This window comes from Amycolatopsis sp. cg5 (assembly GCF_041346955.1).
Lineage (GTDB): Bacteria > Actinomycetota > Actinomycetes > Mycobacteriales > Pseudonocardiaceae > Amycolatopsis.
The window spans coordinates 4,616,677-4,643,634 of the sequence record NZ_CP166849.1; the positions used below are offsets into that span (position 1 = coordinate 4,616,677).

Sequence of the window (26,958 nt, forward strand, 5' to 3'; positions counted from 1 at the left end):
GGGTGCTTCGGCTTGGTGGCGGGAGGTCCGTCAGCTACTAGGCCGAGCGGGTCGTCCGGCGACCCTTGAGCTCGGCGAGACGTTCGTTGAGCAGGTCTTCGAGCTCCGGGATGGAACGACGCTCGAGCAGCATGTCCCAGTGGGTCCTCGGGGGCTTGACCTTCTTCTGCTCCGGCTGTCCGCCGTCGACGATCTCAGACTCGCTGCCGTGCAAGCGGCACTCCCAGACTGCCGGGATCTCGGCGTCGTCGGAGAACGGCACCTCGAACTCGTGGTTCTTGGGGCATGCGTAGCGCACGGTGCGCCGCGGCGCGAGGTCGTGATTGCGGTCGGTCTCGTAGCTGACCGCTCCCAGCCGGCTTCCACGGAGTACACGGTCGGCCATGATGGGTCCTTTCAGTCGGCTCCGGGTGGAGCCTGGGCGGTGCTCACCCTATGCAACGAACGAGCGGGTCCGGAGATTCCCGGAGCAGCATGTCATTGCTCACGATGAGCTGCATCACCCGTCGGCAACAGCTTCCTCCAGTAGGACGGATTTTGCGGCCTGGCGTGACGCGGTTAGGGGGTTCTTCATGGTGATATCCCCCATACGGGCTATTGGGGAGCCCATTCAGGTCAGACGTAACTGACCGTGTTGGCCCATCACGGGACCGAGGTCTCCGACCCGGAAATGGCGACGGCATAATACCTTGTAACGTACGGTAGTTACTTCCGCACCTAACGGTGATACTGGTGAACTTTCAACTACAGAGGGTTCCGTATCGGCAACCACAACAGTGTCACCGTCACGAAGTACCTCTCCGTCACGGACCCGAGCGTTGAACCGGCCGGGCAGACCGCACCAGCACAACACCTCCACCTGCACGGGCTGCAGCTCGTCGGCGAGTTCGAACAGTCTTCGCGCCCCGGGGAACAGCCGGCTGCGGAAGTCCGTGGCGATCCCGAAGCAATACACGTCGATCTGGACGTCATCGGCCAGCTCGGCCAGCTGATCCACCTGATCGGGGGACAAGAACTGCGCCTCGTCCACGATCAGATAGTCCACGTGCAGCCCCCGCGACCACCGCTCGCGGACCAGCTCACGCAGATCGGTGTCCGTGCCGACCTCCGTCGCCTGCCGGGTGATCCCGATCCGGCTGGAGATCTGCGGCGCGCCGGACCGGTCGTGGCGGACCAGCAGCAGCCCCCGGCGCCCCTGGCGCGCGTGGTTGTGATCGATCTGCAGCGCGAGCGTCGACTTCCCGCAGTCCATCGGGCCGTAGCAGAACTTCAGTTTCCCCACGATCGGGGCGCCGCGGCGCGAGCCTGCCACCGGAACCGAGAGCGCGTCGGCGGGTTCGGGGTCGCTATCGGAGAGTACGGTCACGAAGCCCGACCCTATCGGCCGCTCACAGCACGGCGGGAGGACGGTTCCCGGCCGCCACGATCGCCCGCCGCACCGGCACGAACCAGGTGAGCGCGAACCCGATCACGAAGAACGCCGTCAACGCCACGATCGCCAGCCGGAACGACCCGGTCGCCTGCCCGATCCCGGCGAACACCAGCGGACCCAGCCACGACGTGCCACGCTCGCCGACGTTGTAGAGCGAGTAGTACTGCGCCTCCTTGCCCGCCGGGATCATCTGCGCGAACAGCGACCGCGACAACGCGTTCGTCCCGCCGAGCACCAGCCCGATGCCGACCGCGACCCCGTAGAACCCGAACTGGTCACCCGCGCGCACCGTGTAGGCGAACCCGATCACCAGCACCCACACCACCAGGCTGCCCAGGATCGTCTTCTTCGCCCCGAACCGCCGCGCGACCAGCCCGTGCAGCATCCCGCCGAAGTACGCGACGAACTGGATCAGCAGCACCGTCACGATCAGCACCTGGTTGGAGAACTTCAGCTCGTCCTTGCCGTACTGCGCCGACACCGCCACCACCGTCGAGATCCCGTCGGTGAAGACCAGGAAGCAGCCGAGGAACGCCAGCGTCAGCGGAAACCCCTTCGCCTCGCGCACCGTCTGCCGCAGCTCGGTGAACCCGGCACGCAGCACCGACCCGCTCGCGGGCAGCTCGTGCGCGCCACCGCGGGCCGGCAGCGCGCGCAGCGGAATGATCGTGAACACCGCCCACCAGATCCCCGAGGTCAGGAACGCGATCCGGATCGCCATGTCCTGACTGATCCCCAGCTTCCCGTGCGCCAGGAACAACACCAGCTGCAGCAGCAACGCCAGCCCGCCACCGAGATACCCGAACGCCCAGCCGCGCGCCGACACCGCGTCCCGCTCGTCCGGCCCCGCGATGTCGGGCAGGAACGAGTAGTAGACGACCAGCGAACCGCCGTACCCGAGATTGGCGATCAGAAACAGCACCACACCGAGCTGCCAGCCCGTGCCCTCGACCAGGAACATCGCCGCGGAACACACCGCGCCCAGCATCGCGAACCAGCCGAGGATCCGCTTCTTGTCCCGGCTGCGGTCGGCGACCGCGCCGGTCACCGGCAGCACCAGCACCTGCAGCACGGTCGCCACCGAAATCAGGTAACCCCACAGCGACCCGGCCGGGAAGTGCAGCCCGAACAGGCTGATGTCGCAGTTCTGCAGCGTGTTCGAGACCCCGTCGGCGTCCCGGCACGGCGCCGGGCCGTTGGTCGCCGTGTCCGCCTTCGCGGCGTTCGCCGCCACCTCGCTCATGTACAGCGCGCCGAACACCGTCGTCACCGACGAATAGAACGGCGAGTTGGCCCAGTCGTAGAAGTACCAGCCCCTGAACTGGCGCCGCCGGGTGTCCACAGTGGTCATTCGAACGGCTCCGGTGCTCGTCAGCGTGGGTGGTCCGGGGGAGCGTACTGGCACCCGCCCCGACGCGCCGAAGCGTGGGTGACCTCCGTTATGGGCGTGTCGCTCCGTCGTTTCACGACCGTGTCATGTGATGCTGATGTTTCGCCTGGGGCACTTGTGTCCACAGGGGACATTACTTATTGTGCCCTTATGTCCAGATTCCGACTCCGCACCGTAGTGACGGTCCTCGCGGCGCTCTGCCTGCCGCTCACCGTCCCCGGCACCGCGGCCGCCGACCCGGCGAGCACGGCATGGGCGAAGCTGCGGATGTGCGAGTCCAGCGGCCGCTACAACATCAACACCGGCAACGGCTACTTCGGCGCCTACCAGTTCAACCTCGCCACCTGGCAGAGCGTCGGCGGCCAAGGCAGGCCCGACCTCGCCGCACCCGCCGAGCAGGACTACCGCGCGCTCTACCTCTACCGCATGCGCGGCTGGCAACCCTGGGAGTGCGCCACCAAGCTCGGCCTCAAAGCCGACGGCGACGCCCGCACCAAACGCGTACCCAGCTACGGCGAATCCGCCTACATCGGCGGAGGCGGCCAACCCTCACCGCCCGTGCCCGCACCCGGCGGCCCCAAACCCGCCTGGCCCGGCGTCGTCTACGACTACGGCGCCTGCGCCGAAGGCCTCAAGACCTTCCAGCTCCGCATGAACGTCTACGGCTACGGCTTCGCCGGCACCGGCTGCTACTACGAGAAGACCCGCGACGCCGTGCTCGCGCTCCAGCGCGCCAACGACATCAAGGACTCCGGACTGCTCGGCCCCAAGACCTGGGACGCCGCCTGGTCCGGCAAACCCCCACGCTGACAACCCGGGATAAAGCCCGCTTAACTCCCCGGAGTTAAGCGGGCTTTATCCCGGGTTCAGGCCGAGGACTCCGCGTCTCGCTGCGCGAGTATCCGGCGATGACCGCGCACCCACCACGTCGCCAGCACCACCAGCAGCACCACCGCGCCACCATCGGTGACCACACTCGGCAGCAGCCCGGCCGGTCCGTACAGCTCGTACATCGCCCGGAACACCACCGGCCGGATCGCGAACACCCCGGCCGCCTGACCCGCGTTCACCACGACGACCAGCCACAACACCCACCGCCGCCGCGTCAACGCCAGCACACCCAGCGCGTTGCCGACGATGAACACGCAGCCGACCAGCCGGAACCCGGCCAAGAACCCGGCGGCGTCCGACGGGGGAGCGCCGGCCAGCCGCATCGTGTGCTCCAGCATCGCCAGATCCACGATCACGAAGTTCTGCACCGCCGTGCCCACCGTGAACACCACGGAACACCAGCACACGAAAAGCGAGATTCCCCTGGTCAAGACGCCCCCCAGCGCAATTACCTATCAGCGATAGAGCCACTCTATCACTGATAAAGTACGCCCATGGGCCGCAAACCACAGCTCGACCAGCACCAGATCACCCAAGCCGCGGTCGAACTGCTCGACGAAGCAGGCCTCACCGAACTCACCACCCGACGCCTCGCCACCAAACTCGGCGTCCAATCACCCACGCTCTACTGGCACGTCAAGAACAAGGACGAACTACTCGACCTCGTCGCCGAAGCCATCTGCGCCGACGCCTTCACCATCGACGAAACCCTCCCGTGGTGCGCCCAGCTCGCCAGCGGACTCCGCCAATTCCGCGCACTGCTCCGCACCCACCGAGACGCCGCCGCACTACTGCGCGAACGCCCACCCACCGGCCCCCACCGGCGCGCCCACGTCGAAACCACCCACCGCATCCTCCGCGACGCGGGCTTCACCGAACACGACACCCAAGGCATCGCCCGCCTGCTCGCCGCCCACATGCTCAACACCACCGCCGACGACACCGACGACACCTACTTCGAACTCGGCATCGAAATCATCCTCGACGGCCTCACCCAACGAGCTAAGCGGCGCCCCAGCAACCCCGCTCCGTCAACACCGCACGCAGCAGATCCGGCCGGTCCGTGACGATCCCGTGCACACCCAGATCCAGCAGCTCACGCATCTCGTCGGCGTCATCGATCGTCCACGTGTGCACCTCGACACCCGCCTTGTTCGCGGCCGCGATGAACGCCCTCTGCACCACCGTCAACCGACCCTGCCGCACCGGCACCTGCGCCATCGCACCCCGCACCAGGAACCGCAACGGCAACGGCGGCACATGCCCGTTCGCCCACAACGCCGCCACCGCACCCGGCCCCATCGACGTCACCAGCCGCGGCCCCGCCAACCGCCGCAACCGACGCAACCGCCCATCCGAGAACGACGCCGCGGCCACCCGATCGAACGCACCGACCCGCTCCACCGCACGCACGAACGGCTCCACCGCGCCCGCCGACTTCACATCGATGTTGAAATGCGCGTCCGGCAGCTCCTCGAGCACATCCTCCAACCGCGAGATCTGCTCACGCCCGCCCACCTTCACCCCGCGAAGCTGAGCCCACGTCCGCCCGCTGATCGCCCCCGACCCATCCGTCGTCCGATCCAGCAGATCATCGTGATGCACCACCACGACCCCATCCGACGTCGCGTGCACATCGGTCTCCACGTACCGATACCCCTCGGCCACCGCACGCCGGAACGCCGACAGCGAGTTCTCCATCCCCTCCAGATCGTCGAGATGCCACCCGCGATGCGCGAAAGCACGAGGACAAGGAGACGCCAGATACGCGTGAGTAGCTACCACGCCCACCAGTCTGCCTCTTCGGCGTGGCCCCGGTGTGAGCAACCCATGGCCGGTTATCGTCGAAACCGTGAGCGAAGTCGCCGAACTACCGGATGAGCTGCCAGCCGTAGTACGCCGGACCGCCGTACCGGCCCATTGCGGCTGGTGCGGACGCAGGCTCCCCGAAGGCGCCAACCGCGGCCGCCGACGCCGCTACTGCGGCCAATCCTGCCGCCAGCGCGCCTACGAACGCCGCGCCGCCGTCCAGCGCACGGGCCTGCCCGAAGACGCCGTCGTGCTCTCCGACACCGAGATCGCCGACCTCCAGGACAAGATCTTCCAGCTCCGCTGCGCCGCCGAGGACATCGTCACCGCCGCCGAAGACGGCGCCGAGATCGACGAACTCCGCAAACTCGCCGAAGACATCGCCCGCACCGCCAAGGACCTCGAGCAGATCCGGTGATAAAGCCTGCTTTACTCCGCGGGATAAAGCAGGCTTTATCCCGGTCTCAGAGCGTGTCGAGCGCCCGGTAGGTGCGGTTGCTCGCGACCGCCGCACGCTGCTCCCGGCCCGTCGCCTCGATGTAGTTCTGGCTCGTCGCCAAGCTCGCGTGCCCCAGCAACGCCATGATCTCCGACGCCGTCGCGCCGTCCTCGGCCAAGCGCGTCGCGAACGTGTGCCGCAGCGCGTGCAGATTCGCGCCGACCGGCACCCGGTCATGCAGCCCGGCCCACCGATAGCAAGACTTCACCAGGTACTCCAGCGCGCCGCGCCCGATCGGCTCACCCGCCCGGTCCCGCAGCAGCGGCGTCGACGGCCCGAACCGCTGCTTCGGGAACCGGCGCTGGCACGACTCCAGATAGTTCTGGATGATCTTCTCCATGGCGGGCTCCACCGGGATCGACCGATCCCGGCTGCCCTTCCCGTGTACGTGCAGCCGCATCTCACCGGACCGCCCGACCAGCGACCGAGCGCTCAGCGACCGCATCTCGGCCGACCGGAGCCCCGCCACCAGGCCCAGCGCGATCACCAGTACGTCGCGCTCCGGCCACGGGTCACGTGCCTTCCTGGTCCCGCCGGCGGCGGCCGCGAGCAACCGCTCGGGCGTGTCCTCACCACGCAGCGGCTTGGGGGAGAGGGGAGGGGTCTTCGGCCGCGCGACGGCACCCATCGGGTTCCCGGCGAGCAGACCGTCCGACACGCAGAAAGTCAGGAACTGGTTCCACGTCGACCACGCCCGGAGCACCGAGCTCTTGGCGTGGTCGTCGGCGAAGACGCCGAACGCGTCACGCAACGCGGGCGCCGTGAGGTCGCCGATGGTGAGTTCGTCGATGTCGATGCCGGTCTCGGCGACCAGTAGGGCAGTGATGCCCGCCAGATCCCGGCGGTAGGCGTCGGTGGTGTGCGGCGAGTCCTTGCGGGGACGGCGGGCGGCGAAGAACGCTTGCTGGGCGTCGAGAACCCTCATGTGGATCTTGTACCCGACACCACCGACAGTTTCCGTCGCATCACCCGGCGAATGCTGCATAATGGCAATTATGCATGAAACGGCTCTCGGAAGGGGTGGGACTCCTCCTGGGGGATTCCGCTTCTCGTAACCGCCCGAATGCGTCTTTTGGTCCCTCTGGCGGTCCCAATGCGTCCTTCGGTCCGTGCCAGGTCCCCAATGCGTCTTTCGGCACCTAGGCGGGCACGGGTCGTGGAATCTTGGAGCCTGGGCTTTGCGTGTTGTCGTCGCGTCGTGCTGTTGTTAGACGGCCGTTGCGCGCCTATGTTTTCGTCACCGTGACGTAATGAGGCGGGGTCCTTGGATGCCGGAAATCAGGTCAAAAAATGGCCGTTGGGGACCGGCATGATCAACATCAGGATATTAGAAGTCGACTACATGAAATCCCGCCACGTGTGCCGACCAGAGGAGGCCGCCGTTACATTCCGCGCTGGATGGCCCGAATCCGAGTGGCACCAGATTGCCCGTGTTGTACCAATAGGACGATCCTGACTGGCAGTGCGCCACCACCTGATACACCCGGGACGGATCAGGCAGCGTGTAGCAGGTCATCTGCACACCTTGGCCCAGGAAAACGCTGTAGAGCGTCGTCAGGCAGCCAGGGGGCGGGAAATCATCGGTCGCGTTGGCAGCGGGCGCGCCGACCATCAGAGCAGCCGCCGAAATGCTCGCGGCTAGTAAGCCGGCCGTTTTCTTGTACATCACTTTCTCCTGGGGATCGTCCCAATGGAAAGCTCAGATTAGCTGCCCGGAAGAATTGCCGTGAATTCATCGGGAAGGTGAAAAGAAAACGCGCGCGGTGATGCACATTGGGCCAAGTGAGCGTTTTCGACCCCTTCCGAGGACTCCGGATCCCCAGGTTGGCCTAACGCCGATAATGTACATTATGTCAAGTAACGGCGATCAGGCCACCGGACGGGACCGCCACACCACTCCCAGCGCCGGATCCCCGCCCGCACTCGGCTCGACCCGATCCACCGTGAACCCCTCGCGCTCGTAGAACGCACCCGCACGCGCGTTGCCCGCGAAGTGTTCGATGAACAACCGGCCGGCGTCCGCGGGCAACCGCTCGATGAGCGCGCCCAGCAGCTTCGGGCCAAGCCCGTCGCCACGGTGACCCGGATCAAGGTAAAGCTTGTAGACCACATGATCGTCACCGCGTCGCCCGCGCTGCCCGACACCGACGAGCTGCTCCCCTGCCGCCGCGACGACCACCAGGCCGCCGGTCACCGCGGCACGGATCTGCGGCTCGCTCCACCACAGCCGGACCTGGTCGTCCGCGGCGGCGGCGCCGATCAACGGCGTGTAGTGCGGCCGGATGTGCGCCTCGCCGAAGCACCGGATCTTCTCGACGTCGTCGGGCCCGGCTGTTCGTATCTGTGCCATGACCTGCTACTCCCCTGCCTTACGGGCCAGTACCGATGCCTGATCCAGCCCCACGCTACTGGCCCCCGAGCGACGGGAACGCTCACCGCTCCAGGTGGAGGGAGAAGCCGGTGCGGCCCTGGGGTTCGAGGCCTGGCTTGAGGTGGAGTGACGGGATTTCGTAGTCGCCGAAGTTCTGGCGGCGGAAGGCGATGGGGTCGGTGGACTCCAGGGTGCGCAGGCGGTGTTGCCACGCTTTGGCGGCGTCGGCGTAGTCGGCTTCGGTCATGCGGTCGGCGCCGTAGAGGACGAAGGGTGGGAGGACTTCGATGCCTGGGTAGTAGAGGATGCCGTGGTGGATCGGGAACAGCAGGTCGTCGATGGGGCCGTTGATGCCGCGGGCGGCGTAGTGGGGTTCGGGTCCGCCGGCGGTGACCGAGAGCAGGGCTTTGCGGCCGGCGAGGGTGCCTTCGCCGAAGCGTTCGCCGTACTTGGTGTCGCTGTGTTCGCCGACGCCGTAGGCGAAGTGGTAGGTGAAGACGCGGTCGACCCAGCCTTTGAGGATGGCAGGCATGGTGTACCACCAGAGTGGGAACTGGAAGATGATGGTGTCGGCCCAGAGGAGTTTCTCCTGCTCCCCCTTGACGTCCGGGGTGAGGGTGCCGGCGTCGAAGGCGTGGCCTGAGTCGCGTGCGACTTTGAGTGGGCTGGAGGCTTGGGGGCCGTAGTCGGTGGCGTCGACGACGGCTTTCCAGTTCATGGCGTAGAGGTCGCTGACGCGTACTTCGTGTCCGTCTTCTTCCAATGTGGACACGGCGAGGTCTTTGAGTGAGCTGTTGAGTGACTTCGGTTCCGGGTGGGCGTGGACGATCAGTGTCTTCATGGGATCGATGGTGGGCGTGGCGGCGGCCGGTGTTCAGGGGTGGTTCGTCCGTCGGATGGCGGTTCCTGGTATTGGCAGGGCCACCTTCGTGACCTGCGTCGGGGTCATACTGGCGGCATGGATGATCTCGCGGGTTTCTTGCGGACGCGGCGTTCCCGGGTGGATCCGGCGGCGGTGGGGATTCCGGCGGAGAGTCGGCGGCGGGTGGCCGGGTTGCGGCGGGAGGAGGTCGCGCATCTGTCAGGGGTGAGCGTCGACTATTACGTGCGGCTTGAGCAGGGGCGGGCGACGCAGCCGTCTGAGCAGGTGCTGGACGCGCTGGCCGGTGTTCTGGATCTTGACGAGACGGAGCGGGGGCATCTTCATCGGCTGGCGCGGCAACCTCGTCGGCGGGTGAAGGCGCCGGGTGGGCGGGTGCGGCCGGAGGTGCTGCGGGTGCTCGATCTGGTGGAGCACGCTCCGGCGTTGATCATGGATCATCGGCTGGATGTGGTGGCCGGGAATCGGCTGGCGGGGTTGCTGTTCGGGCGGCCGTTGCCGGGGTTGAACACGGCTCGGCACATCTTCCTGGAGGAGGCCGAGCGTGGGCTGTACGCGGAGTGGGAGGTGTGCACGCTGGACGTGGTCGGGCATCTGCGGCTGGCGGCCGGGCAGTATCCCGATGACGCCGGGCTGGCTTCGCTGATCGGTGAGCTGGCGATGGGCAGTGACCGATTTCGCCGGTTGTGGGCGCGGGCGGAGGTGCGGGCGCGGACCCATGGGCGGAAGGTGTACCGGCATCCGCTGGTCGGGCTGCTGGAGTTGCACCAGGAGAACTTCGCGTTGCCCGATCAGTCGGGGATGGAGTTGCTGGTGTTGTCGGCGGCGCCGGGCACCGCGGCTGAGGACGGGTTGCGGTTGCTCGGGGGTTTGGGTTCGTAGGTGCCGATGACGACGGTGGCGTCGAGTTCGTCTGATGTGGACACTCGGGCGCGTAAACCGTTGCGGGTGAAGGCTTCGGCGGTGCCGGCTGCTTGGGTTCGGCTGGTTTCGATGAGCAGGTGGCCGCCGGTGGTGAGCCAGTGGGTGGCTTCGGCGGCGATGCGGTGGTGGAGGTCGAGGCCGTCGGCTCCCCCGTCGAGTGCGACGCGGGGTTCGTGGAGGCGGGCTTCGGGTGGCATGAGGCCGATGGCGTCGGTGGGTACGTAGGGGGCGTTGGCGACGAGCAGGTCGACGCGGCCGCGTAGACGAGCTGGCAGCGGTGCGTAGAGGTCGCCTTGGTGGACCTCTCCCCTAGTCAGGTTGCGGCGGGCGCAGGCGACGGCGGCGGGGTCGATGTCGGTGGCGTGGAGTTCGGCCGGGGTGAGTTCGGCGGCGAGTGCAGCGGCGACGGCGCCGGAGCCGCAGCAGAGGTCGACGATGACCGGGTGGGCCGGTGCGAGTGCGGCGCCGAGTTCGAGTGCGAGTTCGACGAGGTGTTCGGTGCGGCGGCGGGGTACGAAGACGCCGGGGTCGACGGCGATGCGGAGGCCGCGGAAGCTCGCCCAGCCGAGGACCTGCTCGAGTGGGTCGCCGTCGAGGCGCCGGTGGAGCATGGTGGCGAGGTCGTCGGGGGTTTTCGCGGTGGCGAGGAGTAGTTCGGCCTCGTCTTCGGCGAAGACGCAGCCCGCGGCGCGGAGCCGGGTGATGATGGTGGCGCGGGTGAGTCGCATGGGCAGCGGGGAGATTACCGCACCGTGGAATGTGCTCACCGGGTGCGCACTTTGTTTGGGAGACTGCGTGGATGCGGGCGGATCGGCTGGTGGCGACGCTTCTGGTGTTGCAGGCGCGTGGGCGGGTGACGGCGGCGGAGCTGGCCGAGGAGCTCGAGGTGTCGGTGGCGACGGCGCGGCGTGATCTGGAGTCGTTGTCGGTGGCGGGGATTCCGGTGTATCCGCAGGCGGGGCGTGGCGGCGGGTGGCAGCTGGTCGGTGGGGCGCGTACTGACCTGAGTGGGTTGTCGGCGTCGGAGGCGCGGGCGTTGTTCTTGCTGGTGGGGCCTGCCGCGGCGATCGCGCCGGAGGCGAAGGCGGCGTTGCGGAAGCTGGTGCGGGCGTTGCCGGAGACGTTCCGGGCGGACGCGCGGGCGGCGTCGGAGGCGGTGGTGATCGACACGGCGCGGTGGGGTGCGCGTGATCGGGGCCGGCCCGCGTTCGTGGATGTGCTGCAGGGTGCGGTGGTGTTGCGGCGGAAGGTGCGGCTGACGTACGAGGGGCGGGCGCGGTCGGAGCGGGTGGTGGATCCGCTGGGGTTGGTGGACAAGGACGACATCTGGTACTTGATCGCGGGTACGCAGCGGGGGCGGCGGACGTTCCGGGTGGAGCGGATCGTGGAGGCGGAGGTGCTGGACCAGCCCGCGGAGCGGCCCGCGGACTTCGATCTGGCGGCGGCGTGGGACGAGGTCGTCGAGGTGGTGGAGCGGAAGCGGTCGTTGTTGTCGGCGACGGTGTCGATCGAGGACCGGTTCGTGCCGATCCTGCGTGATCATTTCGGGCGGCATTGCCAGCGGCTCGGGGTGGTCGATGGCAGGGCGCGGGTGCGGGTGGCGGCGTCGACGGCGTTGGACATCGCGCGGACGCTGGCGGGCTGGGGTACGCAGGTGGAGGTGGTGGAGCCGGGCGCGGTGCGGCTGGAGCTCGCCCGGATCGGGGCGGAGCTGGCGGCGCACTACGCTGTTTCGGGTGAACCGCAAGCTGAAGGCTGATTGCGCGAACTGTTTCGCGTTGTGCTGTGTGGCGCCGGCGTTCGCGGCGTCTTCGGACTTCGCGATCACCAAGCCCGCTGGGCAGGCGTGCCCGAATCTGGCGGCGGATTTCCGGTGCGGGATTCATCGGGATCTGCGGTCGAAGGGGTTTCGGGGCTGCACGGTGTTCGACTGTTTCGGTGCCGGGCAACAGGTTTCGCAGGTGACGTTCGGCGGTGAGGACTGGCGGCGGTCGCCGAAGGTGGCGCGGGAGATGTTCGCGGTGTTCCCGGTGATGCGGGATCTGCACGAGCTGCTGTATTACCTGAGCGAGGCGCTGGCGTTGCCGTCGGCGGGGCCGATGCGTGCGGAGCTCGAGGTGGCGGTGAAGGAGACCGAGCGGCTGACGTTGCACAATCCGGCGGCGTTGGGGCGGCTGGATGTGGCGGCGCATCGGCATGGGGTGAACGGGTTGCTGCTGCGGGCCAGTGAGCTGGCGCGTGCGGAGGTCAAGGGGAAGAAGAATCGGCGTGGCGCGGATTTGATCGGTGCGGCGTTGAAGGGCGCGAGCCTACGTGGGGCGAGTTTGCGGGGCGCGTATTTGATCGGGGCCGATCTGCGGGGTGCGGATCTGCGGCTGGCGGATGTGATCGGGGCGGATTTCCGGGACGCGGATGTGCGTGGCGCGGATTTCACGGGTGCGTTGTTCTTGATCCAGTCTCAGCTGGACGCGGCGAAGGGTGATGGGAGCACGAAGCTGCCGTCGTCGTTGCGTGCGCCAGGGCACTGGTCACAGTAGGTCGGCGAGTTCGCGGGCGGTGTCCATTTCGTCTGCGGCGTCGTCCAGGTCGTCTTCGGAGACGCACCACAGTGCGGATTCGACGGTTCTGGCCAGTGCCCAGGCTTTGAGTCGTTCGGGGTTCTCCCCCAGTGTCGCGGCGGCGATGGTGAAGCGGTCGGCGAGGGTGTGGGCTTCGGTCTGTTCGATGAGGGGCCAGGGGTCGTAGGCGGGGTCGCCGGTCATGGGTTTGGGGTCGATGGCGAGCCAGGGTTCGCGGTGGGCGGCGAGGACGTTGCCGGGGTTGAAGTCTCCGTGCAGCAGGACGTCGCGGGTGGCGGTGGCGGGTAGTTCGCGCAGGAGTTTCGTGCCGAGTGCGACGAGTCCGGGGTCGAAGTCCGGTTGGTGCTCGGTCATGCGGGTTTCGACGAGGTCGGCCCATTCGGCGGTGACGTCGGCGAGTGCTTCCAGGCCGGTGCCCGGCGGCGGGGTGATCCAGAGTTCGCGCAGGAGTGTGGCGCCGGTTTCGAGGTCGGTGAGGTGGGTGCCGGGTTCGCAGCGTTCGATGAGCAGTGCGAAGCCGTCGTTTTCGTAGAGGCGGGCGGCGTGGTGGCCGTTCCAGAGGCGGAGTGCGGTGGCTTCGCCTGCGGCTTCGCGGTGGGGTTCGCTGATCTTGAGCACGGCGGGGGTGCCGTCGGCGCGCCGGGCGCGGGCGGTGAAGGAGCAGCTGCCGCCTTCGTAGGGTGTGCCGAGGGTGAGTGACCAGCGTTCGGCGAGGTCAGCCGGTGTGGCCGTGCCAGGAGGCCCAGAGTGCGGCGTAGGTTCCGGCGCGGGCGAGAAGGTCATGGTGGTTCCCCAGTTCGGTGATGCGGCCGTGGTCGATGATGGCGACGCGGTCGGCGTCGTGCGCGGTGTGCAGGCGGTGGGCGATGGCGATGACGGTCCGTCCTTTGAGGACGGCGGCGAGCGCGCGTTCGGTGTGGCGGGCGGTGGCGGGGTCGAGCAGTGCGGTGGCTTCGTCGAGGATGACGGTGTGCGGGTCGGCGAGCACGACCCTGGCGAGTGCGAGCTGCTGGGCTTGGGCGGCGTCGAGTGCGGTGCCGTCGGGGCCGAGCAGGGTGGCGAGGTCGTTGGCCCAGTGCGCGCCGACGGTGGTGAGTGCTTCGTGTAGCGCGTGGTCGTCGGCGTCGGGTGCGGCGATGAGGAGGTTGTCGCGCAGGGTACCGAGGAAGACGTGGTGGTCTTGGGTGACCAGGACGATCTCGCCTGGCGCGAGTGCGGCGACGGGCACGCCGCCGATGGTGATGGTGCCGTTGCCGGGGTTCTCGACGCCGGCGAGGAGGCGGCCGAGGGTGGATTTCCCGGCGCCGGAGGGTCCGACGAGGGCGAGCCGCTCCCCCGGTTCGATGGTGAGGTCGATGCCGGTGAGGACGTCGGGGTGGCCGGGGTAGGCGTAGCGGAGGCCGCGGACGTCGATGGGGCGTTCGGGTGCGGTGGCGGTCGGTGGCTCGGTGGTGGCGTGGACGCCTGTGATCCTGGCCAGTGCGGCGCCGCCGAGCTGGAGCTGGTCGAGTTGCATGAGGATGCGGTCGAGTGGGTCGACGACCTGGCGCAGGTAGAGGCTGGTGGTGACGACGGCGCCGAGGGTGGCGTGGCCGGTGAGGTAGAGCGCTCCCCCGGCGAGCAGCGCGGTGACCGTGGGGATGGCGTAGGCGATGTCGAGTACCGGGAACAGGACGCTGCGCAGGTAGAGGGTGCGGGTGCGGGCGACGCGGGCGCCTTCGATGGTGTGTTCGCCCGCGGTGACGCGGCGTCGGCCGAGGTCGAAGGCTTCGACGGTGCGGGCGCCTTCGGCGGTGGCGGCGAGGCCTTCGGCGAGTGTGGAGTTGGCGGCGCCCTCGGCGAGGTAGGCGTCGCGGGCGCGGGCGAGGTACCAGCGGGTCACGAGTAGCACGAGTGGGAAGCCGGTGAGCGCGGTCAGGCCGAGCAGTGGGTCGAGCAGGAAGATCGCGCCGAAGAGGAAGAGGATCTGGACGCCGGCGAGGAAGACGTCGGGTACGGCGTCGCGCAGGGTGGCGCCGACGGCGGCGACGTCGGTGGTGCCGCGGGTGAGCAGGTCGCCGGTGCCCGCGCGTTCGACGACGGCGGTGGGGAGTTTGAGGGTGTGGTCGATGAGGTCTTCGCGGAGTGCGGCGAGTGCGCGTTCGCCGACGCGGTGGGCGGCGTAGCGGGCGAAGCGGGTGAGCAGGAGCTGGGTGAGCGCGAAGCCGACGATGGCGAGGGTGAGTACGTCGACGGTGCCGGTGGTGGTGCCGGTGGCGACCTGGTCGACGACGATGCCGAGCAGCCAGGGTGCGCCGAGTCCGGCCGCGGCGGCGAGTGAGCTGAGCAGGAGCACGACGGTGGTGGCGCGGCCGTCGGCGCGGATGAGGGCGAGCAGTGCGCGGCGGACGGTGGCGCGGTCGGCGATCGGGAGTGTCGTGGGCTTTGTCATCGGCTTGGTCATCCGCGGAACACCAGCCGGTGGTAGCCGGGGCAGGTGTCGAGCAGGTCGGCGTGGGTCCCGGCGGCCTGTATGCGGCCGTCGGCGAGGTAGGCGACGGTGTCGGCCTGGTCGAGCAGCAGTGGTGAGGTGGTGACGACGACGGTGGTGCGGCCTGTCCTGGCGGTGTGCAGGCGGTGCGCGATGATCGATTCGGTGTGCGCGTCGACGGCGGAGGTGGGTTCGACGAGCAGGAGGACTTCGGGGTCGGCGAGCAGTGCGCGGGCGAGGCGCAGGCGTTGGCGTTGCCCGCCGGAGAGGTTGCGGCCGCCGGCGTCCACTGTGGAGCCGAGGCCGTCCGGGAGCGCGTCGACGATGTCTCCGGCCGCGACGGTGTGCAGTGCGGTGGTGATCTCGTGGTCGAGGTGGTCCCGGTGGGTGGCGACGGTGGCGCGGAGCGGGCCCGCGAAGAGGTGGCTGTCGTTGTCGGCGACGAGCACGCGGGCGCGGATGTCGGCGAGCGGGACGCTGGTGAGCGGGATGGTGCCCCAGGTGGCGGCGGAGTCGGTGTAGCGGCCGAGCCGGTCGACGAGGGCGAGTGCGTCTGCGGGGTCGGCCGGTGCGAGCGCGAGCATCTGTCCGGTGTGGACGGTGAGGCCGGTTTCGGTGTCGTGCAGGCAGGCGGGTTTTTCCGGGCCGGGGTGGTCGCCGTCGCCGGGCTGGGGGCGCAGGTTGAGCAGTGCGATGACGCGGCGGGCGGCGACGAGGCCGCGGCCGACGTCGCTCGCGCTGGCGACGATGAAGTCGACCGGGACGGTGAGCACGGCGACGTAGCCGTAGACGGCGACGAGTTCGCCGGTGGTGATCGCACCGGAGACGGCCATGCGGGCGGCGAGCCAGGTGACGGTGGCCAGGAACAGCGCGGGCAGGCCCGCGGCGAGGGCGTCGATCCAGCTGCTGACGGCGCCGACGCGGTAGCCCTCGGCGCGCAGGTCGCGGGACGCGCGGTGGTAGCGGGTGGCGAAGAAGTCCTTGCCGCCGATACCGCAGAGCACGCGCAGGCCGGAGACGAGGTCGGCGGCGCGGGCGGTGAGCGCGCCCTGGTGGTCGCGGTAGACGGTCTCGGCGCGCTGGAGGCGGCGGATGAGCGGGCCGATGATGAGCGCGAGCACGGGGACGCCGATCAGGATGACGGCGGCGAGGAGCGGGGAGATCGGGAAGAGGACGGCGGCGATGACGCAGAACGCGATGATCGCGCCGACGCCGGGTCCGGTCATGGTGAGTGCCTTGCCGATGTTGATCACGTCGGCGGCGCCGATGGTGACCACTTCGCCGCCGGTCATCCGGCGGGGCAGCACGGCGCCGAGGCGGACGGCGTGGCGGGTGACGAGGTCGGCGGTGCGCAGCGCGGCGTCCATCCGCACGAAGGTCATGGTGCGGTGGCGGTAGGTGCCGAGGCAGGCGATGAGCAGGCCTGATCCGAACAGGCTCAGTGCCCACCAGGTCAGCGCGTGGGTGTTACGGGCGCGCAGTCCGTCGTCGATGGCGTGGGAGAGCAGGTAGGGCGGCAGTGCGAGTGCGAGCATCCAGGAGGTGCCGAGCAGCGCGCCGCGCAGTACGCGCCAGCGTTGCCGCATCGTCAGCCACCACAGATACCGACCGGGCCCCCAGGCGATCATGGTTCCACGGTAGTGGTGGTGCCGAATGCTTTTATCGGTCGGCGGCCAGGCGGAAGACGTCGCGGTCGGGTGCACGTCGATCGCGATGGTGGTGCCGGTTTCGACGATCCGCTCCCCCGTGACGAGGTGGTTGGTCGTGAACGGCGGCCTGCCCGGGAGGGTGATGAGCATCCGGACCCTGGTGCAGCGTTCGTCGTCGCCGCACCAGACGCGTTCGGCGGAGACGACCTCGCCGAGTACGCGTACCCCGGATGCGTCGAGGTCGCGCCACACGCGCCGTTCCCGCACGGTGCTTGTGACGGCAGCACCAGGATGACGATGGTGAGCAGTGTCCAGACGAGGCCGGTCACGACGACGCCGGTCTTCTCGTCGCCGGGGACGTGGCCGGTGAGCGCGACGAGCAGGATCAGCGGTCCGGCGCACACGACCAGCAGGCCGAGCGCGGTCCAGAACGGCTGCTCGAAGTAGCTCGCCGGACGGTGCACGGGGCCTTCGGCCTCGGGTGGTGGTGGCACAGGCGGAACCTAACGGGCCTGGACGCCGGTGGTGGACGGGATTTGTACGGACGTCGCGGGGAAAACCGGTGGACGCGGTGGGATAGGGTGGAATCACTCTAAGAGAGCACGCTTCCCGGAAATATCGCCGCAGTGTGGAAGCAAGCCCGCGGCATCGCGTGGCCAGGAGGGGCGGCAGCCTTCATTCGTCATGCCCTTCCAAGGAGTTTTCATGAACATCGGCCTCGGCCTTCCCATCGCCGACCCCGTCGGCCTGCTCACCTGGGCCCGCCGCGCCGACGCGGGCCCGTTCCGCACGCTTGGCCTGCTCGACCGTCTCGTCTACGCCAACCCCGAGCCGCTGGTCACGCTGGCGGCGCTCGCCGGTGCGACCTCGCGTGTCCGTGTGCAGACCGAGGTGCTGATCGCGCCCGTGTACGACACGGCCATGCTCGCCAAGCAGACCGCGACGCTCGACCAGATGTCCGGCGGCCGGTTCACCCTCGGCATCGGTGTCGGGGGCCGCGAGGATGACTTCCTCGCCGTCGGCCGTGATGTCCGCGCCCGCGGCAAGCGGCTCGACGAGCAGCTCGTGCAGCTGCGCCGGCTGTGGGCCGGTGAGCCGTTCGGTGAGGATGTCGGCCCGATCGGACCGTTGCCCGTCACCCCCGGCGGTCCCGAGCTGCTGTTCGGTGGCTTCGCCGACGTCGCGCTCGAACGCGTCGCCCGCTTCGGTGACGGGTTCCTCGGCGCGCTGCCGCCGCAGTATCAGGACAAGATGTTCCGCAAGGTCGAGCACTACTGGCGTGAGCACGGCCGTGACGGCAAGCCGCGGCTGGTCGCTCAGGTCAACGCCGCCATCGGGCCGGACTCGGTGATCGAGGAGGCGCGGTCGAACATCCTGGAGTACTACGCGTTCACCGATCGCGCGCAATACATGCTCGACGGCATGGTCACCACGCCCGCGCGGTTGCGTGCGGTGATCGCCGAGCACACGGCGCTCGGTGCCGACGAGGTGATGCTCTACTGCTGGTCGGCCGACCCCGATCAGGTGGATCGGATCGCCGACACGGTCTGAGGGACGGTGCGGCTGGCGCGGTGGTTCGGCTGAGTACCCCTTTCTGGGGCAGGCAGAACGCCTGGGACACCGTCACGATGGGGTGGTGATCACGACAGCGAACGACCTCGGCGGGTTTCTGCGCAGCAGGCGGGAAAGCCTCACGCCGGAGGCGGCGGGCATCGAGCCCGGTGTCACGCGCCGCCGCGTTCCCGGGCTGCGCCGGGAAGAGCTGGCAGAACTCGCCGGGGTCAGCGTCGGCTATTACACCCGCCTCGAGCAGGGCATCAGCGCGAGCGCGTCCGGCGCCGTGCTCGACGCGCTGGCCACGGCGTTGCGGCTGGACGCGGCCGAGCACGAGCACCTGCGGGTTCTCGCCGCGCCGAGACGTCCCGCGCGGCCGCGGTCCCGCAGGACGAAGCTGCGGCCGTCGGTGCGTGACCTGCTCGCGGCCATGCCCGGCACCCCGGCGATCGTGCTCGACCACCGCGCCGACGTGCTCGCCTGGAACAGCCTCGGCCACGCGCTGCTGGCTGGCCATGTGGACGTTGACGCCCCGGACGCGCCCGTGCGGCCGAACCTCGCGCGGATGCTGTTCCTCGACCCGCACCACCGGGCGCTCTACCGCGACTGGCACGCCAAAGCGCAGGTCACGGTCGCGGCGCTGCACCAGGACGTCGCGCGGCATCCGGGCGACCCCGAGCTGGAACGGCTCATCGGCGGGCTCGCCGCGGACAGCCCGGAGTTCGCCAGGATGTGGGCGCGGCGTCCGGTCCGGACCTGCTCGTTCTACCTGCGCGAGCTCGACCATCCCGTGGTCGGGCCGGTGACCTTGGCCAACGAGACGGTCACGCTGCCCGACGACGATCAGCGGATCGGGCTGTTCTACGCGCGTCCCGGCACCGCGGACGCCGACGCGCTCACGTTGCTGGCGCGGACCCGATGAGGATCATCGTCGTCGGCGGCGCCGGAACCATCGGGCGGCGCCTGGTGCCGGCGTTGCGTTCTCGCGGGCACCAGGTGATCGTCGCCGGGCGCACCTCGGGCGAGGTCTGCGTCGACCTGGCCGCGCCCGCGACGATCGAGGCGATGTACCGCCGGACCGGGCCGGTCGACGCGGTGGTGAGCATCGGGGCGCACGGCGCGCTCGACGAGTTCGCGACGCTGACCTCGGACGCGCTGGCCGAGAACATGCGCGCCAAGTTCTTCGGGCAGGCCGAGCTGGTGCTCACCGGGCAGCGGCTGTGTGCCGACGCCGCGTCGTTCACGCTGACGTCGGGGATCTTCGCCGATCAGGCCTGGCCTGGCGTCACCGGCGGCGGGGTCATCAGCGGCGCGCTGCACAGTTTCGTGCTGTCGGCGGCGATCGAGCTGCCGAGGGGGATGCGGGTCAACGTGGTCAGCCCGACGCTGGTGGGCGACTCCACCGAGACGTTCTCTTCGTATTTCCCCGGCATGCGCGCGGTGCCGATGGACGAACTCGTCGGCCACTACCTCGCGTGCGTCGAAGGCTCGGCCACCGGGCAGGTCGTCCGGGCGTACGGGTGAGGTATTGTACCTACTGGTATGTACACTGCTCGCATGGACACGGCCGAGCGGTTGATCACCAGCACCCAGGAGCTGCTGCGCGAGCGGGGCTACGTCGGCACCAGCCCGAAAGCCATCCAGCAGCGAGCGGGCGCCGGGCAGGGCAGCATGTACCACCACTTCACCGGCAAACCCGACCTCGCCCGCGCCGCGATCAGCCGCAGCGCGGCCGAACTGCGCGCGCTGGCCGACCAGCTCCTCTCGGCCGAGGGCACCGCGATCGACCGCGTCGAGGCTTACCTGCGCCGTGAACGCGACGTGCTGCTCGGCTGCCCGATCGGCCGTCTCGCCCAGGACCCCGACATCATCGCCAGCCCCGAGCTGCGCGCGCCGCTGGACGAGACTTTCGCCTGGTTGCGCGGAAAACTCGCCGAAGTCCTCACCGAAGGCGAGCTTCGGCTCGACCCGGTCACCACCGCAGCCACGATCGTCGCCGTGCTGCAGGGCGGGTACGTGCTGGCCCGCGCCGCGGAGTCCGTCGAACCGTTCGACCAGGCCGTCGACGGCGTGCTGGCGCTGCTGAAGGGAGCCGCCTGATGTACGCGATGCAGTACCAGATCACCCTGCCCGCCGACTACGACATGGACATCATCCGGCAGCGTGTCGCGTCGCGCGGCCACCTGCTCGACGACTTCCCCGGACTGGGACTCAAGGCCTACGGCGTCCGCGAACGCGGCGTCGACGGCTCGCCGGTCAACCAGTACGCGCCGTTCTACCTGTGGAACACCCTCGCCGGGATGAACGCCTTCCTGTGGGGCGCCGGGTTCCAGGGCATCGTCAACGACTTCGGGCGGCCGGTCGTGCGGCACTGGACCGGCGTCGCCTTCGAGCACGGCGCCGCGTACGGCTCGCTCCCCCGGACCGCGACCCTGCGCACCGAGACACTGCCCGCCTGGGCCGATCCCGCGCCCGCACTGGCCGCGGCCCACGAAGAGCTGCGGGACCACGCCGCACTGTCCACAGTGCACTCGACAGCGCTGGCGATCGACCCTCGCCACTGGGAACTCGTCCGCTTCACCCTCTGGACCGCCGCACCGCCCGACAGCACCGAGGAAGGCTGGCAAGTCCCGCACCTGTCCGCCCCCGAGCTGGCCGCCCTCCCCACCGGCCGCCTCTGAGGGCTCGTGAGTGGTATGGCCGGTTAGAACCGGCCATACCACTCACGAGCTTTTACGTGTGGGTTGCCAGGAGGGTGGGGAGGTCGGCGGGTGGACCGGCGGGCCACCATTCGCCGTGCTGGTCGAGGTAGGGATACCAGCGCTCGTCACGGCCCAGGCGCAGCTGGAGGCCACGGTCGGGCAACGTGAACCGGTTGCGCTCGACCGCCACGAGGTGACCGTCCGCTTCGAGGACGGCCGTGGCGCGGGCGTGCGCCTGCTTCGACGGTGTCCATGGCGACTCCAGCGTCTTCAACGCCATCAGCCCGCCGTGGGACCACGCCGCCGCGGCCCGGTCCAGCTCCGGATACCGCGCACGCAGCGCCGCGTCCGACGCCGCCAGCCGCACCGTGTCCTGCCGCAGATCCAACGCCGGCTCGCCCGTCAGCAACCGCCGCGCCTGCTCGGCCGCGTTCACGACCAACGGCGCCACCTCCGGCCCCGGCGGCAACTCCACCGGGGCGAACACCCCAGCCTCGAGCGGCTCCGGCAACGGCGGCAACACCCGCGCGTACGCGACCGCGCCGCTGACCCCGCGGCGCTCCACCGGCGGCGCGTTGCGCAGGTTCAGCGCGTCCAGCAGCTCACGCTCACCACGTCCGCGCAGCAGCAGCAACACGAACGGATCCGCGTCCAGCAGCCACGACACCTGGTAACACAACGCCGCCGCGTGCTCACAAGGCAACTCCCAGCCGGGGCAGTCGCACTCCGGTTCCAGATCGCCGATCCCCGGCAGCAGCTCGACACCGGCGTCCTCCGCCGCCGACACCAGATCCTGCGGCATGTCCTTGTCCAGCAACGCCGCCAGATGCGACGCCCGCGCCGCGACCCGGTCGAGGAACCGCTCCCAGTCGGCGTCGCTGAGCCGCGCCAGGGTGACCCGGGTGTGGAACAACCCGTCCGGGCTGCCGTCGACGGTCGCGCTCAGCCGCCCCGGGCTGACCGTGATCGTGCCGACCCGCCCCGCGTAGGCGAACCGCCTGCCCCGCTTGAGCGGTTCGAGCGCGAGCGCGCTGTCCTCCATCGCCTTGATCCACGCCTGTCCCCACCACGACCGCGCGAACCGGCCCACGCGGCGCTTGACCACACCGAACGCCGGAAAACCCCGTACCAGGTCGTTCATCGCAACTCCACGAGCTCGGCCAGTTCGGCGTCGGTCAGTTCGGTCAGCGCGGCCTCACCCGAGGCCAGCACGGCGTCGGCGAGCGCCCGCTTGCCGCGCAGCATCGCCCCGATCCCGTCCTCGACGGTCCCTTCGGCGATCAGCCGATGCACCTGCACCGGCCGCGTCTGCCCGATCCGGTAGGCACGGTCGGTCGCCTGGTCCTCCACCGCCGGGTTCCACCACCGGTCGAAATGCACCACGTGGTCGGCACGCGTCAGGTTCAGCCCGGTGCCCGCCGCCTTGAGCGACAACAGGAACACCGGCGCCTCACCGGCCTGGAACCGCCGCACCAGCTCCTCCCGCTTCGGCACCGGAGTGCCGCCGTGCAGCAGCTGCGTGCGGATCCCCCGCGAGGCGAGATGGCTCTCGATGATCCGCGCCATCGTCACGTACTGGGTGAACACCAGCACCGCGCCGTCTTCGGCGAGAATCGTGTCCAGCAGCTCGTCGAGCAGCTCGAGCTTCCCGGACCGGCCCGCCGTGTGCCCGCCGTCCTTGAGGTACTGCGCCGGGTGGTTGCAGATCTGCTTGAGCCCGGTGAACAGCTTCATCACCAGCCCGCGCCGCGCCATCCCGTCGCTCTCGGCGATCTGCGCCAGCGTCTCGCGCACCACCGCCTCGTACAGCCCGGCCTGCTCTTTGGTGAGCCCGACCGGCCGGTCCGTCTCGGTCTTCGGCGGCAACTCCGGCGCGATACCCGGGTCGGTTTTCTTACGCCGCAACAGGAACGGCCGCACCAGCCGCGACAACCCGTCGAGATCGTCCGACCAGCGCGTCAGAAACGTCCCGAGCGAGCCCAGCAGCCCCGGTGTCGTCCAGTCCAGCAGCGCCCACAACTCCGAGAGGTTGTTCTCGACCGGCGTGCCCGTCAGCGCGATCCGCGCCTGCGCCGGGATCAGCCGCAACGCCTTCGCCGTCCCCGACCGCGCGTTCTTGACGTGCTGCGCCTCATCGGCCACCAGCAGCTCCCACCGCGGACCCGACAGCCGCTCGGTGTCGAGCCGCATCGTCCCGTACGTGGTCAGCACGAACCCGTCGGTCACGTCGTCGAGCGACCGCTCGCCACCGTGGAACCGCCGCACCTCGGTGCCCGGCGCGAACCGGCGGATCTCGCGTTCCCAGTTGCCCAGCAGCGAAGCCGGGCAGACCACCAACGTCGGCCCGGACGCCCGATGCAGGTGCAGCGCGATCAGCGTGATCGTCTTGCCCAGCCCCATGTCGTCCGCGAGACAGCCACCCAGCCCGAGCGAGGTCATCCGGTCGAGCCAGTTCAGCCCGCGCAGCTGGTAGTCCCGCAACGTCGCGGCGAGCGCGGCCGGTTGCGGCGCGGGCTCGGGCTCGGGCGCCTCGGTCAGCCGAGCCCGCAACGCTTCGAGCCAGCCGTCCGAGACGACGTCCACCCGCTCGCCTTCGACGTCGGCGGTCCCGGTCAGCGCCGCACCCAGCGCGTCGATCGGGGTGAGCGGTTTCAACGCCCGGTCACGGGCCTTGCGCGCCAGCGCCGGGTCGAGCAGCAGCCACCGTCCCCGCAGCCGCACCACTGGCCGATGCGCCTCGGCCAGCTGATCCATCTCCGCCTCACTCAGCGCGCCATCGCCGAGCGCGAGCTGCCAGTCGAACCCGAACAGCGTGTCCGCCCCGAAGAACGAGTCACCCGTCGGCTCGGCACCCGAATTCACACTGGAATTCACGACCGCCCGCGCGGTCAGCCCCAGCTCGAGATCCTTGGGCCAGTGCACCTCGACGCCGATCGCCGCCAGCCGCGGCAGCACCGACCCGAGCAGCTCGTCGAGATCGGCGTCGGTGAGCCGGACCGCGTCGGGCACCGCGGCGTGCAGCAGCTGCTCCAGCAACGGCCACACCCGCGCCACCCGCCGCACCGCGAGCAGCGTGTCGATCCGCGCCCTCGGCCCGGAACCGTCCGCCCACAGCTCGGCTGCGTCGCTGACCTGCGCCGGATCGGCGAGACTGTGCACCTGCAGCACCGCCTGGAACTCGCCGCCTTCGAAATCGCCTTCGACGCGCAGCGACAGCCGCACCCCGGCGTCCAGCCCGGCGGCGACCTCGTCGGCCCAGCCCCGCAGTTCCGGCACCCGCTGCGGCGCCTTCGCGGCGAACGCCTGCGCGCCCACCCACCGCACGGCCGCCGGCGTTCGCGGCAGCCCGTCCACGACAGCGTCCACGAAATCCCTGGTCAGGCCATGCGCGTCGGCGAGCAGCCCGTCCGCTGTGACCGCACGGGCTTCCGGCGGCATCGCCTCACCCAGCGCACGCAGGTGGCCGGCCTCCTCGGCGTCGAGCGGACCGGCACGCCACGCGTCGAACCCCTCCGGCGAGACGCCCGGCAGCAATCGCCCGCGCGCCGCCAGCCGCCACGCCGCGTCGACCGCGGCACCCCAGAACCCCACCGACCGATGCACACCGGCCTGGCCCCGCGCCGCGTGCAGCACCGGCGCCGCCGCGTCCACCCCCAGCCGCACCGCGGGCACGGTCCGCGCGCCATCGGCGAGCATCACGGTCACCGAGCCCGCCTCACCCGCGGGCAGCGCGCCGCCGCCGGGCGACCAGAACACCATCCGACCCGACCTCGGCGGATCCCCAGCTTCGAAGACCACCGCGTATTCGGGAGAAGTCACCCACACCCCTAACTCTGTACAAAGTACGATACTGGCTTGTCGTCCTCGGCCTGAAGATCGTTACGCCCCGAGCCGACGATAGGCGCGCACCGACAGCGGGAAGAACACCGCCACGATCACCAGCGGCCACACCGCCGCCATCAGCACACCGTGCCCGGTGATCCACGAATCCCCGCCCCAGCCGGGATTTCCGAACAGCTCCCGCGCCGCGGCCGCCGTCGACGACAGCGGATTCCAGTCCGCGATCGCGCCGAGCCAGGCGGGCATCGTGCTCGTCGCGACGAACACCCCGGACAGGAACCCGAACGGGAACTCCAGCGTCTGCACCAGCGTCACCGACGACGGCGTGCGCACCTTCAGCCCGAGATAGATTCCCACCCACAGCAGCGAAAACCGCAGCAGGAGCAGCAGCCCGAACGCACCCAGCGTCGCACCGAGACCACCATGTGGCCGCCAGCCGACGGCGAACCCGCTCCCGACGACCGCGGCCAGCGCGATCACCGCGCTGACCATGTCGGCCAGGCTCCGCCCGACCAGCACCGCCGACGGCGCCATCGGCAGCGACCGGAACCGGTCGGTGACACCTTTCGACGCGTCGTCGAGCACGGCGATCATCGTCGCCGCCATCCCGAAGCCCATGGTCATCGCGAACATGCCCGGCATCAGGAACTCCAGGTAGTCCCCGCCGCCCGGCACCGTCATCCCGCCACCGAGCAGGTACCCGAACATCAGCACCAGCAGGATCGGGAACGCCGCCAGCATCACGATCTGTTCCGGCTGCCGCCCCAGATGGGTGAGGTAGCGCCGGGTCACCGTCCAGCTGTCCTCGACAGCCCAGCGCAGCGCGCTCATGCGTTCTCCTTCTCGGTCAGGCGCAGGAAGACCTCGTCCAGCGTCGGCCCCCGCAACACGATGTCGTCCGCGGGCACGCCCGCCTCGTCGAGTGCCCTGGTCACCTCGGTCAGCGCACGCACCCGGTCCGCCACCCCGACACTGACCCGGTACGTCTCGGCGTCGACCGCGGCTTCGACGCCGAGCGCCGCCCCGATCAGCTTCGCCGCGCGCGACGTGTCCTCACCGGTGCGCAGCACCACCTCGATCCGGTCACCGCCGAGCGCCGCCTTGAGTTCGGCAGGCGTCCCGTCGGCGATGACCAGCCCGTGGTCGATCACCGCGATCCGGTCGGCGAGCTGATCGGCTTCCTCCAGGTACTGCGTGGTCAGCAGCACCGTCGTGCCCGCGGCGACCAGCGACCGCACGGCCGCCCACACCTCGGCCCGTCCCCGCGGATCCAGCCCGGTCGTCGGCTCGTCGAGGAACAGCACCGCGGGCGACAACAGCAAGCCCGCCGCCAGGTCCAGCCGCCGCCGCATCCCGCCGGAGTACTGCTTGACCGGCTTCGCGCCCGCCTCGTCGAGCCCGAATTCGCCGAGCAGCTCGTCCGCCCGCCGCCGCGCCGCCCGGGGCCGCAGGTGATGCAGCCGCCCGAACATCACCAGGTTCTGCCTGCCGCTGAGCACCTCATCGACCGCCGCGTGCTGCCCGACCAGCCCGATGCTGCGGCGCACATCGGCACCCCGGCGCGCCACGTCGAACCCGGCCACCTCGGCCCGCCCGCCGTCGTAGCGCAGCAGGGTGCTCAAGATCCGCACCGTGGTGGTCTTGCCCGCGCCGTTCGGCCCGAGCAGTCCGAGCACGGTGCCCGACGGCACCGCCAGGTCGATTCCACGCAAGGCGACCGCGTCGCCGTAGTTCTTCCGCAGCCCGTCGGCGACGACCGCGTTTCCGGGACTACCCACCCAGGATCCCCTTACTCTGTACGTTGTACGACAACCACGTTAGCACAACGCCGTACGCCGTACAGAGAATTCCCGGATGGGTACTGGAAACCTGATCGGGTGTGATACCGGACCCTGTTCGGGAATCCGTGCATACCCGGCGAAAGTCATCACCTAGAGTGAGCGCACCACGATCGACATTCACCCTGGG

At 69.6% G+C, this 26,958-nt stretch carries 29 protein-coding genes; 12 read left to right on the forward strand and 17 right to left on the reverse strand.

Annotated elements, in window-relative coordinates; translation table 11 throughout:
* Positions 1–37 precede the first annotated feature (37 nt).
* The 3 genes from AB5J62_RS20710 to AB5J62_RS20720 form a co-directional block, all read right to left on the reverse strand.
* Positions 38–385 carry an RNA polymerase-binding protein RbpA gene (locus AB5J62_RS20710; protein WP_091287474.1) on the reverse strand — a complete coding sequence of 116 codons (348 nt, stop codon included), beginning with the start codon at positions 383–385 and terminating at the stop codon, positions 38–40.
* 225 nt (positions 386–610) lie between these two features.
* The gene (locus tag AB5J62_RS20715; protein WP_370949944.1) at positions 611–1,366 is read right to left on the reverse strand and encodes a thymidine kinase; all 756 of its coding nucleotides are present in this window, start codon (positions 1,364–1,366) and stop codon (positions 611–613) included.
* Between the two features lie 22 nt (positions 1,367–1,388).
* On the reverse strand, positions 1,389–2,783 hold the full coding sequence (locus tag AB5J62_RS20720) for an MFS transporter (protein WP_370949945.1): 1,395 nt from the start codon (positions 2,781–2,783) through the stop codon (positions 1,389–1,391).
* Between the two features lie 189 nt (positions 2,784–2,972).
* Between AB5J62_RS20720 and AB5J62_RS20725 the strand changes: the two genes are divergently transcribed.
* Entirely contained in the window at positions 2,973–3,632 is a 660-nt protein-coding gene (locus AB5J62_RS20725; protein WP_370949946.1) for a transglycosylase family protein, read from the forward strand.
* Between the two features lie 56 nt (positions 3,633–3,688).
* Here AB5J62_RS20725 and AB5J62_RS20730 read toward each other — a convergent pair whose 3' ends face one another.
* Positions 3,689–4,144 carry a hypothetical protein gene (locus AB5J62_RS20730; protein ID WP_370949947.1) on the reverse strand — a complete coding sequence of 152 codons (456 nt, stop codon included), beginning with the start codon at positions 4,142–4,144 and terminating at the stop codon, positions 3,689–3,691.
* A gap of 63 nt (positions 4,145–4,207) precedes the next feature.
* Here AB5J62_RS20730 and AB5J62_RS20735 point away from each other — a divergent pair, with 63 nt between their 5' ends.
* A complete protein-coding gene (locus tag AB5J62_RS20735) occupies positions 4,208–4,780 on the forward strand; it encodes a TetR/AcrR family transcriptional regulator C-terminal domain-containing protein (RefSeq protein ID WP_370949948.1) in 573 nt (190 codons plus the stop codon).
* Here AB5J62_RS20735 and AB5J62_RS20740 read toward each other — a convergent pair.
* Positions 4,716–5,498, reverse strand: coding sequence for a glycerophosphodiester phosphodiesterase (locus tag AB5J62_RS20740; RefSeq protein ID WP_370949949.1), 783 nt, complete (start codon positions 5,496–5,498; stop codon positions 4,716–4,718). The two genes, AB5J62_RS20735 and AB5J62_RS20740, sit on opposite strands and share 65 nt — an antisense overlap.
* Before the next feature lie 67 nt (positions 5,499–5,565).
* Here AB5J62_RS20740 and AB5J62_RS20745 point away from each other — a divergent pair, with 67 nt between their 5' ends.
* Positions 5,566–5,940 carry a hypothetical protein gene (locus AB5J62_RS20745; protein WP_370949950.1) on the forward strand — a complete coding sequence of 125 codons (375 nt, stop codon included), beginning with the start codon at positions 5,566–5,568 and terminating at the stop codon, positions 5,938–5,940.
* 46 nt (positions 5,941–5,986) lie between these two features.
* Here AB5J62_RS20745 and AB5J62_RS20750 read toward each other — a convergent pair whose 3' ends face one another.
* The 4 genes from AB5J62_RS20750 to AB5J62_RS20765 all read right to left on the reverse strand — a co-directional run bounded on the left by AB5J62_RS20750 (position 5,987) and on the right by AB5J62_RS20765 (position 9,233).
* Positions 5,987–6,946, reverse strand: coding sequence for a tyrosine-type recombinase/integrase (locus AB5J62_RS20750; protein ID WP_370949951.1), 960 nt, complete (start codon positions 6,944–6,946; stop codon positions 5,987–5,989).
* Positions 6,947–7,348: 402 nt separating this feature from the next.
* Entirely contained in the window at positions 7,349–7,687 is a 339-nt protein-coding gene (locus AB5J62_RS20755; protein ID WP_370949952.1) for a hypothetical protein, read from the reverse strand.
* A gap of 201 nt (positions 7,688–7,888) precedes the next feature.
* Entirely contained in the window at positions 7,889–8,371 is a 483-nt protein-coding gene (locus AB5J62_RS20760; RefSeq protein ID WP_370949953.1) for an N-acetyltransferase family protein, read from the reverse strand.
* Positions 8,372–8,453: 82 nt separating this feature from the next.
* Entirely contained in the window at positions 8,454–9,233 is a 780-nt protein-coding gene (locus AB5J62_RS20765; protein WP_370949954.1) for an NAD(P)H-dependent oxidoreductase, read from the reverse strand.
* A 117-nt stretch (positions 9,234–9,350) separates the two neighbouring features.
* Here AB5J62_RS20765 and AB5J62_RS20770 point away from each other — a divergent pair, with 117 nt between their 5' ends.
* Positions 9,351–10,154, forward strand: coding sequence for a helix-turn-helix transcriptional regulator (locus AB5J62_RS20770; protein ID WP_370949955.1), 804 nt, complete (start codon positions 9,351–9,353; stop codon positions 10,152–10,154).
* Here the strand turns inward: AB5J62_RS20770 and AB5J62_RS20775 are convergent.
* Positions 10,064–10,924, reverse strand: a complete 861-nt coding sequence (locus AB5J62_RS20775; RefSeq protein ID WP_370949956.1) for a putative protein N(5)-glutamine methyltransferase — start codon at positions 10,922–10,924, stop codon at positions 10,064–10,066. The two genes, AB5J62_RS20770 and AB5J62_RS20775, sit on opposite strands and share 91 nt — an antisense overlap.
* 71 nt (positions 10,925–10,995) lie before the next feature.
* Here AB5J62_RS20775 and AB5J62_RS20780 point away from each other — a divergent pair, with 71 nt between their 5' ends.
* A complete protein-coding gene (locus AB5J62_RS20780; RefSeq protein WP_370949957.1) occupies positions 10,996–11,955 on the forward strand; it encodes a helix-turn-helix transcriptional regulator in 960 nt (319 codons plus the stop codon).
* On the forward strand, positions 11,933–12,733 hold the full coding sequence (locus AB5J62_RS20785; RefSeq protein ID WP_370949958.1) for a pentapeptide repeat-containing protein: 801 nt from the start codon (positions 11,933–11,935) through the stop codon (positions 12,731–12,733). The genes AB5J62_RS20780 and AB5J62_RS20785 overlap by 23 nt, the downstream gene beginning before the upstream one ends.
* Here the strand turns inward: AB5J62_RS20785 and AB5J62_RS20790 are convergent.
* From AB5J62_RS20790 to AB5J62_RS20800, 3 genes are read right to left on the reverse strand one after another with little or no spacing between them, the layout of a single operon-like run.
* Positions 12,725–13,558 carry an aminoglycoside phosphotransferase family protein gene (locus tag AB5J62_RS20790; RefSeq protein ID WP_370949959.1) on the reverse strand — a complete coding sequence of 278 codons (834 nt, stop codon included), beginning with the start codon at positions 13,556–13,558 and terminating at the stop codon, positions 12,725–12,727. The two genes, AB5J62_RS20785 and AB5J62_RS20790, sit on opposite strands and share 9 nt — an antisense overlap.
* Positions 13,491–15,206 carry an ABC transporter ATP-binding protein gene (locus AB5J62_RS20795; RefSeq protein ID WP_370949960.1) on the reverse strand — a complete coding sequence of 572 codons (1,716 nt, stop codon included), beginning with the start codon at positions 15,204–15,206 and terminating at the stop codon, positions 13,491–13,493. Before AB5J62_RS20795 ends, AB5J62_RS20790 begins: the two co-directional genes overlap by 68 nt.
* 8 nt (positions 15,207–15,214) lie before the next feature.
* Entirely contained in the window at positions 15,215–17,161 is a 1,947-nt protein-coding gene (locus AB5J62_RS20800; RefSeq protein ID WP_370949961.1) for an ABC transporter transmembrane domain-containing protein, read from the reverse strand.
* A 33-nt stretch (positions 17,162–17,194) separates the two neighbouring features.
* Between AB5J62_RS20800 and AB5J62_RS20805 the strand changes: the two genes are divergently transcribed.
* The 6 genes from AB5J62_RS20805 to AB5J62_RS20830 all read left to right on the forward strand — a co-directional run bounded on the left by AB5J62_RS20805 (position 17,195) and on the right by AB5J62_RS20830 (position 21,129).
* Positions 17,195–17,341 (forward strand): hypothetical protein, encoded by a 147-nt coding sequence (locus AB5J62_RS20805; protein ID WP_370949962.1) that lies wholly within the window; start codon positions 17,195–17,197, stop codon positions 17,339–17,341.
* 258 nt (positions 17,342–17,599) lie between these two features.
* Positions 17,600–18,445, forward strand: a complete 846-nt coding sequence (locus tag AB5J62_RS20810) for an LLM class flavin-dependent oxidoreductase (protein WP_370949963.1) — start codon at positions 17,600–17,602, stop codon at positions 18,443–18,445.
* 85 nt (positions 18,446–18,530) lie between these two features.
* Positions 18,531–19,370: a helix-turn-helix domain-containing protein gene (locus AB5J62_RS20815; protein WP_370949964.1), complete on the forward strand. Its 840-nt coding sequence runs from the start codon at positions 18,531–18,533 to the stop codon at positions 19,368–19,370.
* Entirely contained in the window at positions 19,367–19,972 is a 606-nt protein-coding gene (locus AB5J62_RS20820; protein WP_370949965.1) for a short chain dehydrogenase, read from the forward strand. Before AB5J62_RS20815 ends, AB5J62_RS20820 begins: the two co-directional genes overlap by 4 nt.
* A 33-nt stretch (positions 19,973–20,005) precedes the next feature.
* Positions 20,006–20,548, forward strand: coding sequence for a TetR/AcrR family transcriptional regulator (locus tag AB5J62_RS20825; protein ID WP_370949966.1), 543 nt, complete (start codon positions 20,006–20,008; stop codon positions 20,546–20,548).
* Entirely contained in the window at positions 20,548–21,129 is a 582-nt protein-coding gene (locus AB5J62_RS20830; RefSeq protein ID WP_370949967.1) for a DUF4865 family protein, read from the forward strand. The genes AB5J62_RS20825 and AB5J62_RS20830 overlap by 1 nt, the downstream gene beginning before the upstream one ends.
* A 52-nt stretch (positions 21,130–21,181) precedes the next feature.
* Here AB5J62_RS20830 and AB5J62_RS20835 read toward each other — a convergent pair whose 3' ends face one another.
* The 4 genes from AB5J62_RS20835 to AB5J62_RS20850 all read right to left on the reverse strand — a co-directional run bounded on the left by AB5J62_RS20835 (position 21,182) and on the right by AB5J62_RS20850 (position 26,768).
* Entirely contained in the window at positions 21,182–22,291 is a 1,110-nt protein-coding gene (locus AB5J62_RS20835; protein ID WP_370949968.1) for an SWIM zinc finger family protein, read from the reverse strand.
* On the reverse strand, positions 22,288–24,909 hold the full coding sequence (locus tag AB5J62_RS20840) for a DEAD/DEAH box helicase (RefSeq protein ID WP_370950306.1): 2,622 nt from the start codon (positions 24,907–24,909) through the stop codon (positions 22,288–22,290). The genes AB5J62_RS20835 and AB5J62_RS20840 overlap by 4 nt, the downstream gene beginning before the upstream one ends.
* Before the next feature lie 120 nt (positions 24,910–25,029).
* Entirely contained in the window at positions 25,030–25,812 is a 783-nt protein-coding gene (locus AB5J62_RS20845) for an ABC transporter permease (protein WP_370950307.1), read from the reverse strand.
* Between the two features lie 5 nt (positions 25,813–25,817).
* Entirely contained in the window at positions 25,818–26,768 is a 951-nt protein-coding gene (locus AB5J62_RS20850; protein ID WP_370949969.1) for an ATP-binding cassette domain-containing protein, read from the reverse strand.
* Between the last annotated feature and the right edge of the window lie 190 nt (positions 26,769–26,958).